The following is a 13,603-nucleotide window of genomic DNA, read 5'->3' on the forward strand; positions in this document are numbered from 1 at the left end:
ATTATGTGCGATAGCTCGCGTTAATTTTCACATAATCATAGGTAAGGTCACAGCCCCATGCTGCCGCTTCACCATTTCCTTCATTCATTTGAATGAAAATCGTAATCTCATCCTGCTCTAGATACGCTTTTGCTTCCTCTTCTGAGAAAGACTGAGGTTCATTATGTTTAAACAGACATTGCCCGCCTAAGTAAACTTCAACCTCTTCTGGCGTGACAGAAGCTGCGCTATGACCGATTGCTCCGATAATCCGTCCCCAGTTGGCGTCCGTACCGTATACGGCTGTTTTCACAAGACTTGAACCTACGATTTTTTTTGCAATAATACCCGCTTCTAAGTTGTTTTTTGCACCAACAACTTTCGCTTCGATTAATTTGGTTGCGCCTTCTCCGTCTCTTGCAATCTCTTTTGCTAGATCTTCACAGGCTAGTTTTAATCCTTCTTTAAACAATGGCCATTCTGGATGTTCTTCATTCAGTGCCTGGTTTTCTGCCATCCCATTTGCCATCACAAGCACCATATCGTTAGTTGATGTTTCTCCATCGACGGTAATTTGATTAAACGTCACATCTGTAATGTCACGAAGAGCATTTTGCAAAGCTTCTTGTTCGACATTTGCATCGGTTGTGACAAACCCGAGCATTGTTGCCATGTTCGGATGAATCATACCAGATCCCTTTGCTGCACCTGAAATGAGAATCTCTTTCCCGTCTATCGTCAAGGAGTATGTCGTATTTTTAATGACTGTATCTGTTGTTAAAATCGCTTCTTCAAAGTGGCCATTTCCTGCTTTTGCTTCTTTTAGCTGAGCGATGCCTGTTTTGATTTTATCCATATCCAGACACTCTCCAATGACACCAGTAGAAGAAACAGCAATGTAATCAGGCTCTGTGCCTAACATGTCTGCACAGGCTGCCTGCATGTCGTATGCATCTTTTAATCCCTGCTCACCTGTGCATGCGTTGGCGATGGCACTATTGACAATGACACCTTTTAGTTTGCCCGTCTTTTTTAAGCTTTTTTGTGTGACTTGAAGAGGCGCAGCTTGAAAGTGACTTTGTGTGTATACCGCTGCACTCGCTGCTGGTACTTCACTGATGATCAAGCCAAGGTCTTTTTTTGAATAGCGTAATCCTATATGAATCCCCTTTGCTTCAAAACCTTTTGGTGATGATACGTCCCCGTCAATTTTGACAATACTTTTTTCATTCAATTCGATCATGTTTGTTGTCTCCCCTGTTCTTATGGATAGAGAGGTGTCATTGTGAGGCCCGCCTCTTCATGTAAGCCTTTGATGATGTTGAAGTTTTGAACCGCTTGGCCGGCTGCACCTTTCATGAGATTATCTATGACAGATACAATCGTCAGTCTCCCTGTTCGCTCATCTAAATGAAAACCAATGTCACAGAAGTTACTGCCGTATACTTCTTTTGTTTGCGGATATATCCCATGATCTCTCACTCTTACAAAATAGGAATCTTCATAAAAATCCTTCATCCGTTTCATTAATTCTTCTTTTGTGACATCTGATTTCAATTGTGTATACATCGTCGCCATAATCCCTCTTGTCATCGGGACAAGGTGTGTTGAAAATGTGATGTTCGCCGTTTGCGGGTTCCATTCTCTAAGTACTTGTTCTATTTCAGGTGTGTGCTGATGTTCATTCACCTTATAAATTTTAAAGTTATCGTTCAGCTCTGAAAAATGTGTGCCAAGTGAGGCTGATCGTCCTGCACCGGACACCCCGGTTTTTGCATCTATTATGATCATAGATTCATCGATTAAATTCTGTTTCATCAGCGGTGCTAAACCTAGAAGAACTGCAGTAGGAAAGCAGCCTGGGTTTGCAATGACTTCCGCTTGCTTAATGGTTTCACGATTCAATTCAGATAATCCGTATACAGCTTGTTGAACCGATGCATCATCCGCTGCCCTTCGTTTATACCACGCTTCATAAACAGTTCCATCTTGAATGCGCAAGTCACCTGATAAATCAATAATTGGCACCCCTTGATTCATGAGCTTCGGTGTGAGTTCACTTGAAACGCCTGCTGGTGTCGCTAAAAACACAGCATCTGTTTCTCGCACAATGGCAGCCGGATCAATGGCTTTTAATGTTTGGTCAGTAATCGTTGTCAGATGCGGATAAGATTGACTGTATAATTGCCCATCACCACTTGATGAATACAATATACATTCCTCCACATGTGGATGCTGCTTAAAGATACGAACTAATTCCGCACCACCGTACCCTGTAGCACCTATAATACCTATTTTCAACGTCAATACACCCTCTTGATCTTTGTGAAATTATTTAACATTATAACATGTATAAAAATTAATTCAATTGTATATTTAATATTTGTTTTCATTTTTTTTCATAAAAAAATCCACATATCTTCGTGAGACATGCGGATTTTATCTATTGTTCTTCATATTGAGGACCAGAAGCGCACTGCATAAATATAATAGGGAACTTGCATAAAAAATCAAATGAATGGTGAAGAAATCAGCAAAAAGGCCGCCAAGCATAATGGCGATGGATGAAAAAAGCGCTGTCCAAAAATGATAGTGCCCAACTTCTTTCATTCGCTTTTTCTCATTTGTGAGTTCGGTGACGAGTAGTTTCTCTCCGTGCTTCTGAACACCACCTAGCACACCTAAGGCAAGCTGAATCATATAAACTTGCTCTACTTCTGTGATATGTGGAAAAAGTAGAAGAAGAAACCCCATACCAAACGAATGAATGATTAAAAAGAGACGCCTGTCGGTCGTTTCAGGAAGTTTTCCTAATAATAAATGAATGAACGCACCACTCAAACCAAACAGACCATAAGCAAGACCAAATTGAGAGTAGCTCGACCCAACATTTTTAATAAAAAGAATATAAAAAGGGAAAATGAGACTACTGGCGAAAAACAGTAGACTTTGTGAATAGACGAACCATTTCATTGCTTTAGCATTCATTGTGTATTATACCTTTCATAAAAGTAGTTGATAAATCTGCCATCTGGATCTGCTTGCTTTTTCTTTTGAAAGAATAGATCGGTTTTTGGATACGCTTGTTTCATTTGTGCTTTCGTTTGATACGGCATGTATGGTAAGTAATAGCTTCCATGGTGCCGCAAGGTGATATCTGTCATTTGCCGGATGACCCGCTCTGCTTCTGCCCTCTCTTCTTTCTCAAAACCATAATTCACTAACAAAACAAGTGCAAACATATCTTCTTTCGCATATGAGAGATCCGCTTTTTCATTTTTTTGTACGTAGCGGATCGTGATGTTCATTAAATTCAATTCTTCCTGTTGTAAAAAGCTTCTCATGTCATCGATATACGCACGAAAACGATCAACTGGAACAAAGTATTCTTGAAGCACATCGGTATCTGACTCATTTTCGTATTCTAAAAAAGCAGAATCAGACCGCATCACGTTATTTCTTGTGATCAGCTGGTCATTTTGACTTTGAAAATACTTCTTTTGCAAGTTCCATAGCAAATCTTTCCCCATATCAAATCTTCTCGAAAGGCCGAGCATAAATTTTAAAGGGATGACGAGCTGATCTTCTTTGAGCTCGCGGTATGGATCAATCTGTTGATCAGAAGTAAGCGAATAATTCGTCACATACATCTCTTTCAAAAAATTTGTTTTCGCTGTAGAGATTCTTGCGAGATGCATGCGCACTTCTTTATTGTTCTTTACATGCTTTTGAAAATAATCAGTGTATTCATCGAAGTGTAGAGAGGTTGTCTCCATTTTATATAATTCATCCTTTGTTAAGGAAAGCTCAACATCTAAAATGACACCGAATAAGCCGTATCCTCCAATCACGGCAGTAAATAAATCATCGCTAGGCTTTACTGTGATGATCTCTCCATCTGCTTTTAACAGTGTGAAAGAGCGCACAGTGTCAATGAGTGAGCCGTAGCGAATGTCACGTCCATGTGCATTTGCACTTAACGAGCCACCAATCGTAAAGATGTTTTGAGATTGCATCACCTTTACTGCAAGACCATATGGGTTCACATATTTTTGAATATCATCCCATGTGGCGCCGCTCTGGACCCGAATGGTCTTCTTTTTTTCATTAAATGATACGATTCGGCGAAATTTCGTCATGTCTAGTACAATGCCATTTTCATAATACGTGTGGCCGCCCATACTATGCTGCTTTCCGGCGATTGAAATGGGCAGATTCTTCTCTTTTGCTTCTTCTAATACTTCTTTTAAAGATTCTATTTCTTTTCCTTGCACGACTTTTTTTATTTTGACCGGCATGAGGTGACTCACATCTGTAAACGCATCAAGTCCTTGTTTTTTGTGTGCTTGACTTTCACGTATAGAGACTGATGCAAAAAAGGCAGCGCCATATCCCATCAAAAGAACGATCCATATCCACTTTCGTTTCATTATAGGTACTCCGTTCTATAAAATTACATCCATTATATCGAACCATACTCCTCCTCTACCTTAATTTTTCATAAAAAAACCTGGTACGAGTTCAACTCATACCAGGCATTTTCCGTATTTACTTATTGAATACCAAGCGCAATTTTAGCGTATCTTGACATTTTGTCACGTGTCCAAGGTGGATTCCATACGATGTGAACTTCTGTTTCTTTCACTTCAGGCAAGTCACTTAATGCTTTTTTCACTTCATCCACGATAACTGGTGCAAGGGGACACCCCATTGATGTTAAAGTCATCGTGATATCCGCTTTTCCATTCTCATCAAGATCGACATCATAGACAAGTCCAAGGTTGACGATGTCTACGTTTAACTCAGGGTCAATCACCTGTTCTAGGGCGCCTAAAATATTTTCTTTCAATGCTTCATCCATGATATCCACTCCTTTTTCAACTAGTATAACGTACTTTTCCTTTTGGCTAAACGTTTGTGCTTTTCAGGTGTGTCACAAACCAGTCAATGGTTTCAAACATCGCTTGTCTTGAGACCTTATGGCCAGCCTGTCCATCTGTGATAAAACGAATCAGGTGAGGATCTTCTTTATATTGGGTTTCTGCTAACTCGTCATAAAGAGCTTTTGCATGTCTGTAAGGGACAACCGGATCGTTTTCTGCATGCCAGAATAACAATGGCCTTTTGTTTAATCGATCTGTTTGCAGCGTTAGATCATAAGGACGCAGCGCGTCTAATTGCTGATGAACCTCTTCATCTGTAATCTCTTTCATCAACCCTTTGTGCCGCATGTCCATAATTTGTGCTTGTAGGAATGTCGTATATTTCGGACTGCCCATCAAGCTGACTGCCGCTTTAATCCAATCATGTTTTGCGAGTGCACCAAAGGTCGTGATGCCTCCCATGGAAGTACCTGCAACACCTATTAGATCGGCTTCAATCAATTGTTTTTCTTGAAAATATGTTTTTAAGATATCGATTTCACGTATTTCGTTCAGGACGATTTCCCAAAACTTTGATGCCAGTTCCTCTAAGCTGAGGTTTTCTGATCTTACACCATGATAAGCACAGTCAGGCAAAATGACTCTCATGCCTTTTTCCGCCAAATGAAAGGCGAAGTGTAAGTTGTGCTCGCGTGCACTTGTAAATCCATGTATAAAAAATACAAGTGGCAGTGGTTTATCTTTATTTTCAGCTTTTACGATATGTAAAAATGGAATATCGTGCGTCATTTGCTCATCAATGGTGATCACAGCCTATGAATCCTCCTTTATCATTCCCGTCTTTGTTTATTTTAACATGTAGACAACGAAGATGTGATAAAGATACACTATAGGTGGAGGCACCCGCACCAACTGCCTCCTATTACTTACAGATCAAAGGAGATTTTATGGAGACTAAACCTTATCTAATCGCACTTGACCTGGATGGCACGTTATTAAAAGACGATAAAACGATTTCTGCACACACACTTGATGTCATTCAAAAAGTGAAAGACAGCGGGCATCATGTCTGTATTTCAACTGGCCGGCCATTTCGTTCCAGCTCTCCTTATTATCAGCAATTGCAGCTCGATTCACCGATTGTGAACTTTAATGGAGCGTTTGTCCATCATCCTCTTGATGAAAAATGGGGCAGATTTCACACATCACTTGATCTTCAAGTCGTGAAACAGCTTGTGGATATTAGTGAGGAATATAAAGTGCACAATGTGTTAGCTGAAGTGCTAGACGATTTGTATTTCCATTATCATGATGAAAAGCTCATTGATATATTTAATATGAATGCAAACAAAGTGACCGTTGGAGACCTTCGGAACAATCTTGGAGAGAATGTCACAAGCGTCTTAATTCACGCAAAAGAAGAAGACGTCGGAGCGATTCGGAGCTATTTGACAGATGTTCATGCAGAAGTGATTGACCACAGACGCTGGGCTGCTCCGTGGCATGTCATTGAAATCATTAAAACAGGTATGAACAAAGCCGTTGGACTGCAAAAGATCAGTGATTATTACGGTGTGCCTCAGGAGCGGATTGTGGCATTCGGAGATGAAGACAATGATTTAGAGATGCTTGAATTTGCTGGATGCGGGGTTGCCATGGGCAACGGGATTGATGCAGTGAAACGCGTCTCTAATGAAGTGACAGATACGAATGAACAAGATGGGATTGCAAAATTCCTAACGAATTACTTCTCGCTTTAATTTTTCCATTCATACATAGCAGGTCGAAGCGGGCATACTACTGTTAGACAGGATGTCCTGTCAGCTTGTGTAAAGGGGCGGATTCCGAATGGGTAAAAGAAGCAAATCGAAACGCTTTATACAACAAGGTAAAGATTCAGTCAGTCTGCATGACGCACGTTTTCCGTATCGTTCCACACTTGAAGAAGCTGCGGAGGACAGGGGAAATATGAAGACTGATGCTTCTGGAGGTTCATTGTGAGAAACGAACTTTTTGATCAAGCCAAATCATTTACTGAGGAAGCCCTTACTTCTTCATTTCCATCTGGTTTAGAGCGTCAACAAGCAGTTCAGCGAGCTAAAAACGCCGTATCATCTGCATTTGCTAATTCGACAGATGCAGAAAGAAACCAGCTGCATACGTTCCAAGACCTGCTTGATGATCTTTAACGAAAAAAGCTGTCCGCTTTGCGGACAGCTCAGCTTGTAGACAAAGTCTACAAGCTTTTTTGTATAATAAGGGTAATAACACATTTCTGTGGGGGATGAACATGTTATCGAAACGTGAAGAAGAAAGAAGAAATCAATTAGAAGTAGTGGCCTTAGATGAATTAGTGCCTGAAGATCATCTTGTACGAAAAATTGATCAAGCGATCGATTTTGATTTCGTGTATGATCTTGTCAAAGATCATTATAGTTCTGATAACGGCAGACCAAGTGTGGATCCCGTTGTTCTTATTAAAATGGTTTTGATCCAATACCTATTTGGCATTCGCTCTATGCGTCAAACCATTAAAGAAATTGAAACTAATGTGGCTTATCGTTGGTTTATTGGATATGGATTTTCGGAGAAAATTCCGCACTTTTCTACCTTCGGTAAGAACTACGTGAGACGCTTTCATGATACAGATTTATTCGAACAAATTTTTTATCGAATCTTAAGAGAAGCGATGAAAAAAGGTCTCGTTGATCCATCTATCGCTTTCATTGATTCAACTCATGTAAAAGCAAACGCCAATAAGAAAAAACTTGAAAAGAAAATTGTTCGAGTAGAAACGAGAAGTTATCAAAATCAGCTTCATGAGGAGATCAATGTTGATCGTGAGGAACATGGAAAAAAGCCGTTACCCCTACAGAATAAGAAAGAGAAAAAAGAAATCAAGGTCAGTACAACTGACCCAGAGAGTGGCTACTATGTAAAGGATGAACGTGAAAAATTATTTGCTTATTCATTTCATACGGCTTGTGATTCAAAAGGATTTATTTTAGGATCACTGGTCACTGGTGGAAATGTTCATGATAGTCGTATGTTAGATTCACTCGTATCAAAGGTGACAAAGAAAGTCGGAAAACCCAATGTAGTCGCAGTTGATGCTGGATATAAAACACCATATATCGCCAAGTTTTTAATGGATCAAGAGATAAGACCTGTCATGCCTTACACCCGCCCGAGAACAAAAGCTGGTTACTTGAAAAAGAATGAATACGTATATGACGCACATTTTGATTGTTACATTTGCCCAAACGGGCAAATTCTTTCTTATCGTACAACGACTAGAGAGGGATATAAGCAATATGCGTCCGATTCAGAGGTATGTAAATCCTGCTCGTTTCTAGATAACTGTACACAAAGTCAAAATCACACCAAACAGATTCACCGACATATTTGGCAGGACTACCTAGACGAAGCAGACCATCTGAGACTCACTGAAATGAATAAGAACATCTATGCAAAACGGAAAGAAACGATTGAACGCGTTTTTGCGGATGCAAAAGAAAAGCATGGAATGCGATGGACGAAACTTCGAGGATTGAAAAAAGTTTCGATGCAGGCGATGCTTACTTTCGCTGCCATGAATCTTAAGAAATTAGCAAACTGGACATGGAAAGGACCTAGTCCAACGTAAGGTAACTGATCAATTTTATTAAATTAAGTGAAAACCCCACCTTTACTTGAAGTAAAGGTGGGGTTTGTCTACGGTCTGAGCTGTCCGCTTTGCGGACAGCTTTTCTTATGCTTATTTCACTTGGAACGTTTTCTTCTCAGTGATTTGCTTTAGCCCTTCTGCTTTTCCTTTAAATGTGACGACCGCTTCATACGTTCCCGGCTCCACACCGTTTGACCACGTATCTTGGAAGTCATATGTTTCATCTGCTTTCAGCACAAAGGATTGGATGGCTTGTGTGAACATACGGTCTTTCGAGTAACGGTATTTTTCATTTCCGTCTTCATCGTACACACTCAATTCGAATTTTTGGCTTGTGTTAAACGTGAATTCAATATCTCGATCTGATTCATTTTTTAGTGACATATGAAATTGAACCGAAGAACCTTTTTGGACGGGGTCTACTGTGAGTACAACGGTTTTTTCTCCCATTTGACCGGATACCTCCTTGTCTGGTTCATCCTTTTTTTGTTGTCCACAAGCTGTTAAAACCAATAGAACGAGAAAAAGCACTAACCCTTTTTTCATCTTCTACCCACCTTTTAATCTCGTCTGAAAAATCCAAGAATATTGGTTGTTTGAACAATATTTGTAAAGGCTTTTGGATCGACTTCCTTTATAATTTGTTCAAGTTCATACAGCTCATACCTTGTAATGACAATGACCATCATTTCTTTTTGTTCATTGGTAAATGCCCCTTTTGCCGGAACAGTCGTAATCCCTCTGACCATTTTTCCATAAATGGCTTCTTTGATTTCATCTGCTTTCTTTGTCACAATCATGGCGGTCAGCTTTTCATGTCTCGTATGGATGGCATCAATTACCCTAGTCGTCACATATAATGTGACAAGGGTATATAAAGCTTTCTCCCAACCTTGTAACAATCCTGCTGTAAAAATGATAATTCCGTTTAAAATGAAGAAATACGTGCCCACTGGTTTGTCTTTCCATTTCGCTAAAATCATCGCAATAATGTCAAGGCCGCCTGTAGATGCCCCATATTTCAGTGTAATCCCAATGCCAAGTGCAGAAATGACTCCGCCAAATACAGCATTTAATAAAATATCTTCAGAAACACTTGTCTCTGGTAAAATGCCGAGGAAAATCGTTGTCAGCGCCACACTAATAATGCTATACAAAGTAAAGGAACGACCAACCTTCATCCAGCCTAAAATGCCGACCGGAATGTTTAAAATAAATAATAGGATCCCTGTTGATAAATAAAACGGTGCATATTGATCGATTAAACTAGATAACAGCTGGGCAACCCCAGTAAAACCACTTGCATATACGTCAGCAGGGATTAAAAATAAATTCAGCCCAATCGCATTAAGTAAGGCACCAATGACGACGACGATGAATTTTTTTGCTTCTCCAATGAACATGTTGTCATTCCTCCACTTACCATTCTCTCTATGGTTTTCCCTAAAATTTAGAATTTGAACACGAAAAAATGATTTTCTATGATATAGTTAGGCTAAAAAGATGTAAAATATGGTTGATTTTTTTAGAAAGAAGGGATTTTGATGACTGTTCATATCATAGCAGACAGTGCTGCTGATCTGCCTCTTTCTTATTATGATGAACAAAACATGACACTCATTCCGCTGCGTGTGTTACTCGGCGAGCAGGAATTTGAGGATTTGATCACCATTGAACCAAAACAAGTATTTGATGCGATGAGACAAGGCGCAAGTCCAAAAACATCACAAGCTTCACCGAACCGGATCAAAGAAGCCTTTGTTTCTGCGGCCCAAACCCATACATCGGCTATTTATGTTGCCTTTTCATCAGAGCTTTCAGGTACATACCAAACCGCTGTGATGATGGCAAACGAAGTGAAAGAAGAATACCCTGATTTCGATTTACGAATCATTGATTCTAAATGTGCTTCACTTGGTTATGGACTAGCTGTCAAACACGCTCAATCACTTGCCATTGACGGAAATACAATACAAGAAATTGAAACGTCTGTAAAGCATTTTTGTGAATCTTTACAACATATTTTTACTGTAGACGATTTATCGTATTTAGCAAGAGGCGGAAGAATCAGTAAAGCGTCCGCATTTGTTGGCGGATTGTTAAGTATTAAACCCATTTTACACGTTGAGGATGGAAAACTGATACCCCTTGAAAAAATTCGTGGCCGTAAAAAATTATTGAAACGCATTATCGAGCTGATGAAAGAACGCGGATCTGACTGGTCTAGTCAAACTGTTGGCATTAGTCATGGAGATGACCCTGCACTTGCAGAAGAAATGAGACAATTAATCGAAGCGGAATTTCACCCAAAAGAAATCGACATCCAGGTCATCGGCGCGGCTGTTGGGTCCCACTCAGGCCCTAGCACACTTGCCATCTTCTTTACAGGCAGCCCATCATAAAAAGCACCCTTCCCTGAAACATCACGGGAAGGGTGCTTTTCTTATGATAGCTTAAATCGGTGAACGGTTTCGTTTAACCTTGCTGTCATACTCATCAGTTCTTCTACTTGTTTGTTCATTTGATGGAAAGATTGCAGTTGTTCGTTTGCCGAGGCAGAAATTTCTTCGCTGCCCGCTGCCGTTTCTTCTACAACGGCACTAATATTTTCAATCGAGTGCAGCACTTGTCCGCCAAGCTCTGTTGATTGAATAATTTGGTCATTTAAGACCGCCATTTCTTGCTTAATATGTTGTGCTTTTGTTTCTATATCTTCAAAGGAGTGTGAGGTTTTGTCCATTGCATCTTGCTGCTGAAGTGATAGCTTGACCCCTTCTTGTACAGTTTGGCTAATGGATTGAATGCCTTTTTCAATATGACTCACCATGTCAAAAATTTGTCTTGTTGCACGAGACGATTCATCTGCCAGCTTACGAATTTCGTCCGCTACGACGGCAAACCCTTTGCCAGCTTCTCCTGCTCTTGCCGCTTCAATCGCCGCATTGAGTGAGAGGAGGTTTGTCTGGTCCGCAATATCAGAAACCGTTTTGGCCATTGCGGAGATTCCGCTTGCGTACTGAGTGAATTCTCCTGCTGACTCTTCAATTTGTCTCGTCGCACGTGTATTTTTTTCAATGGCTGCTTTTGTTTCTGTTAACGTGTGCTTTCCGCTTTCCACCGCTTCAATGGCATCCTCTGTACTACGGATGACTGTATGTGATCTTTCGGAATTCTTACGGCCATGTGAATCCATTTTCTCAATCAAACTAACGCCATGCTGAAGGTCTTCTGAAATCGCTTGTGAACCATTCGCCATTTCGTCTGTCGATACTGACACTTGATTGGCCGATTCCATAAGCTTTTTGTTTTCATCATCTAACTGAACCGAGAATGATTCTACTTGGCTTGAGACATGGCTGATTTCTTGAATCAAGCTAATCAGCTGATCCGTCATTTGATTGAACGACTCATTTAAGCCACCGATTTCATCTTTCCGCTTGATGTTCATCCGCTCCACAGCGAGGTTTCCTTCGGCAATCTGTTTTGCCCGGTAAGAAAGGGATTTGATTGGTGTCACAATGGATCTCGTTAAACCAATATTTAAAAAGACGGCGATGACAATCAGCGTGAGGGCTGCGACAGATGCGCTTGTGATGATCCTTTGCACATTGTCTGCCGCCTCCTCTAAATGGTATTCATACGCTTCTTGTGCTCTTTTATTCATCGTATGCACGTCGTTTAAAACACCGTCAATTCTGGCAGCCACTCGTCTGGCATCAGAGGCATTTTTTTCACCAATGGCATTGTTTGCTTCTTGCGTCCATGTGTCAAACTTTGAATTTAACCGTGTTAGGGCTTCTTTGTTCATATTTCCTGCGTTTTTGTTTAACGTTTGCAGCTGTTTTTTTGCTGTCGATATATCGCTTTGAACGACCTCTAGCTGTTCATCTGAAAGGGTCATGGAATAATTGGTCATGGCTTGTTCGACACTTTCAAAGCTGGCCTTCGTTTTTTGTACGTTCAGTAAGGTTTGAACTTCTGTTTCGCTTGATGACTGAATTTTTGTCATGCTCACAATAATAAAGGCAATTACGCCAACCGCTAAAAGAAGTGAAATGAGTGAGTTGAGCAAAATTTTGATGCGTAAGCTCATGATGCTGCCCCCTCTTCTTTCAGAAGTGTCTGCTTCAGTCCATTTAATTTTTTGGTCAATTTCTCAGCATCTTTGAGCACCCGGATTCTTGCCATATCGATTCCGTCATTACTTAAGTCATAAACGATATGCCCGCTTTTGATTTTGCTGCTTTTGACGAGCTGTTCGCTGAATTGATAGACGACTTCATCTACTTTTTTGACCATAGACGAAATAACGGCTTTTTCAGCTGTATAATACTGATCGCTGTCCACGCCGATTGCGTATTTGCCTTGCGTTTGCGCTTCTTTTAATACACCAACACCCGTATAACCGGCTGCGGCATATAAAACATCTGCTTTCTTTTTGATCATGTCTTTCGCTATTTTACTGCCTTTGCCTGCATCACTAAATGTGCCAGCATACGTGGATACGACCTTGATTTTCGGATTCACTGATTTTGCGCCTTTTTGATAGCCTTGTTCAAATCGATGGATCACCTCTGCATCGACTCCGCCCACAAAACCAATGACATCACTTTTTGTTGTCATGGCAGCAAGTGCTCCCGCTAAATAGCTGCCCTGCTCTTCTTTAAAAGTCACTGATGTGACATTTTTCAGTTCAGACACAGCATCAATGAGTAAAAATTGCTTTTTCGGATATTTTTTCGCTACCTTTTCTAAGTCTTCTTGCATACTGAAACCTACACCGATGATCAGGTCATTTCCATCTTTCACAAGCTCGGTCAGCCCTTGTTCATATGTATCGGTTTCTGCAATTTCTCTATAATCGAATTCAATGCCAAGCTCATCACGTGCTTTTTCTAATCCTTTAAATGATGAATCGTTAAATGATTGATCACCAAGACCATCATCCGTCAGCATGACACCAATATGCTTCGCATTTGATATCGGTGGTCCTCCCTGCTGATTGCTGCATGAGGCGAGTACCATGATCATCGCTGCCATCAGAAGTAATGAAATCTTCACTTTCATCCAAAAA

The 13,603-nt window shown here is 40.5% G+C and carries 15 protein-coding genes; 5 read left to right on the plus strand and 10 right to left on the minus strand.

Translation table 11 applies throughout. From position 1 onward, the window contains the following. Position 1: 1 nt before the first annotated feature. The 6 genes from argJ to MHH23_RS15630 all read right to left on the minus strand — a co-directional run bounded on the left by argJ (position 2) and on the right by MHH23_RS15630 (position 5,672). On the minus strand, positions 2-1,222 hold the full coding sequence (gene argJ, locus MHH23_RS15605) for a bifunctional ornithine acetyltransferase/N-acetylglutamate synthase (RefSeq protein WP_039167371.1): 1,221 nt from the start codon (positions 1,220-1,222) through the stop codon (positions 2-4). Between the two features lie 20 nt (positions 1,223-1,242). Next, a complete protein-coding gene (argC, locus tag MHH23_RS15610; RefSeq protein ID WP_202394317.1) occupies positions 1,243-2,280 on the minus strand; it encodes an N-acetyl-gamma-glutamyl-phosphate reductase in 1,038 nt (345 codons plus the stop codon). A gap of 138 nt (positions 2,281-2,418) precedes the next feature. Beyond that, positions 2,419-2,967 (minus strand): MFS transporter, encoded by a 549-nt coding sequence (locus tag MHH23_RS15615; RefSeq protein ID WP_052320257.1) that lies wholly within the window; start codon positions 2,965-2,967, stop codon positions 2,419-2,421. Next, complete coding sequence (locus tag MHH23_RS15620) at positions 2,964-4,409, minus strand: FAD-binding oxidoreductase (RefSeq protein ID WP_268432026.1); 1,446 nt, start codon at positions 4,407-4,409, stop codon at positions 2,964-2,966. Before MHH23_RS15620 ends, MHH23_RS15615 begins: the two co-directional genes overlap by 4 nt. A gap of 122 nt (positions 4,410-4,531) precedes the next feature. Continuing rightward, positions 4,532-4,840 (minus strand): metal-sulfur cluster assembly factor, encoded by a 309-nt coding sequence (locus MHH23_RS15625; RefSeq protein WP_003211530.1) that lies wholly within the window; start codon positions 4,838-4,840, stop codon positions 4,532-4,534. A gap of 46 nt (positions 4,841-4,886) precedes the next feature. Then, on the minus strand, positions 4,887-5,672 hold the full coding sequence (locus MHH23_RS15630; protein ID WP_041093094.1) for an alpha/beta fold hydrolase: 786 nt from the start codon (positions 5,670-5,672) through the stop codon (positions 4,887-4,889). Between the two features lie 137 nt (positions 5,673-5,809). Here MHH23_RS15630 and MHH23_RS15635 point away from each other — a divergent pair, with 137 nt between their 5' ends. The 4 genes from MHH23_RS15635 to MHH23_RS15650 all read left to right on the plus strand — a co-directional run bounded on the left by MHH23_RS15635 (position 5,810) and on the right by MHH23_RS15650 (position 8,508). Further along, positions 5,810-6,622, plus strand: a complete 813-nt coding sequence (locus MHH23_RS15635; RefSeq protein ID WP_008348537.1) for a Cof-type HAD-IIB family hydrolase — start codon at positions 5,810-5,812, stop codon at positions 6,620-6,622. Between the two features lie 88 nt (positions 6,623-6,710). Further along, positions 6,711-6,863, plus strand: a complete 153-nt coding sequence (locus tag MHH23_RS15640; RefSeq protein ID WP_008348539.1) for a hypothetical protein — start codon at positions 6,711-6,713, stop codon at positions 6,861-6,863. Continuing rightward, positions 6,860-7,051: a DUF3813 domain-containing protein gene (locus tag MHH23_RS15645; RefSeq protein WP_008348541.1), complete on the plus strand. Its 192-nt coding sequence runs from the start codon at positions 6,860-6,862 to the stop codon at positions 7,049-7,051. The genes MHH23_RS15640 and MHH23_RS15645 overlap by 4 nt, the downstream gene beginning before the upstream one ends. Positions 7,052-7,152: 101 nt before the next feature. After that, positions 7,153-8,508 (plus strand): IS1182 family transposase, encoded by a 1,356-nt coding sequence (locus tag MHH23_RS15650; RefSeq protein ID WP_268357090.1) that lies wholly within the window; start codon positions 7,153-7,155, stop codon positions 8,506-8,508. Between the two features lie 111 nt (positions 8,509-8,619). On the opposite strand, the gene MHH23_RS15655 is transcribed toward MHH23_RS15650, so the two are convergent. Both MHH23_RS15655 and MHH23_RS15660 read right to left on the minus strand, forming a co-directional pair. Continuing rightward, positions 8,620-9,075 (minus strand): BsuPI-related putative proteinase inhibitor, encoded by a 456-nt coding sequence (locus MHH23_RS15655; RefSeq protein WP_008348542.1) that lies wholly within the window; start codon positions 9,073-9,075, stop codon positions 8,620-8,622. A 14-nt stretch (positions 9,076-9,089) separates the two neighbouring features. Next, entirely contained in the window at positions 9,090-9,932 is an 843-nt protein-coding gene (locus MHH23_RS15660; protein ID WP_007499067.1) for a YitT family protein, read from the minus strand. Between the two features lie 141 nt (positions 9,933-10,073). Between MHH23_RS15660 and MHH23_RS15665 the strand changes: the two genes are divergently transcribed. Continuing rightward, positions 10,074-10,931 (plus strand): DegV family protein, encoded by an 858-nt coding sequence (locus MHH23_RS15665; protein ID WP_008348544.1) that lies wholly within the window; start codon positions 10,074-10,076, stop codon positions 10,929-10,931. A 41-nt stretch (positions 10,932-10,972) separates the two neighbouring features. Here MHH23_RS15665 and MHH23_RS15670 read toward each other — a convergent pair whose 3' ends face one another. Both MHH23_RS15670 and MHH23_RS15675 read right to left on the minus strand, forming a co-directional pair. After that, positions 10,973-12,622, minus strand: a complete 1,650-nt coding sequence (locus MHH23_RS15670) for a methyl-accepting chemotaxis protein (protein ID WP_098680893.1) — start codon at positions 12,620-12,622, stop codon at positions 10,973-10,975. After that, on the minus strand, positions 12,619-13,596 hold the full coding sequence (locus MHH23_RS15675) for a BMP family lipoprotein (protein WP_024720046.1): 978 nt from the start codon (positions 13,594-13,596) through the stop codon (positions 12,619-12,621). The genes MHH23_RS15670 and MHH23_RS15675 overlap by 4 nt, the downstream gene beginning before the upstream one ends. Between the last annotated feature and the right edge of the window lie 7 nt (positions 13,597-13,603).

The organism is Bacillus sp. FSL K6-3458 (assembly GCF_038005045.1).
GTDB lineage: Bacteria > Bacillota > Bacilli > Bacillales > Bacillaceae > Bacillus > Bacillus altitudinis.

Excerpts from the sequence above, each read along its gene's own strand:
- argJ (WP_039167371.1), bottom strand. The coding sequence starts at position 1,222 with ATGATCGAATTGAATGAAAAAAGTATTGTCAAAATTGACGGGGACGTA.
- MHH23_RS15615 (WP_052320257.1), bottom strand. The coding sequence starts at position 2,967 with ATGAATGCTAAAGCAATGAAATGGTTCGTCTATTCACAAAGTCTACTG.
- MHH23_RS15620 (WP_268432026.1), bottom strand. The coding sequence starts at position 4,409 with ATGAAACGAAAGTGGATATGGATCGTTCTTTTGATGGGATATGGCGCT.
- MHH23_RS15625 (WP_003211530.1), bottom strand. The coding sequence starts at position 4,840 with ATGGATGAAGCATTGAAAGAAAATATTTTAGGCGCCCTAGAACAGGTG.
- MHH23_RS15635 (WP_008348537.1), top strand. The coding sequence starts at position 5,810 with ATGGAGACTAAACCTTATCTAATCGCACTTGACCTGGATGGCACGTTA.
- MHH23_RS15640 (WP_008348539.1), top strand. The coding sequence starts at position 6,711 with ATGGGTAAAAGAAGCAAATCGAAACGCTTTATACAACAAGGTAAAGAT.
- MHH23_RS15650 (WP_268357090.1), top strand. The coding sequence starts at position 7,153 with ATGTTATCGAAACGTGAAGAAGAAAGAAGAAATCAATTAGAAGTAGTG.
- MHH23_RS15655 (WP_008348542.1), bottom strand. The coding sequence starts at position 9,075 with ATGAAAAAAGGGTTAGTGCTTTTTCTCGTTCTATTGGTTTTAACAGCT.
- MHH23_RS15660 (WP_007499067.1), bottom strand. The coding sequence starts at position 9,932 with ATGTTCATTGGAGAAGCAAAAAAATTCATCGTCGTCGTCATTGGTGCC.
- MHH23_RS15665 (WP_008348544.1), top strand. The coding sequence starts at position 10,074 with ATGACTGTTCATATCATAGCAGACAGTGCTGCTGATCTGCCTCTTTCT.
- MHH23_RS15670 (WP_098680893.1), bottom strand. The coding sequence starts at position 12,622 with ATGAGCTTACGCATCAAAATTTTGCTCAACTCACTCATTTCACTTCTT.
- MHH23_RS15675 (WP_024720046.1), bottom strand. The coding sequence starts at position 13,596 with ATGAAAGTGAAGATTTCATTACTTCTGATGGCAGCGATGATCATGGTA.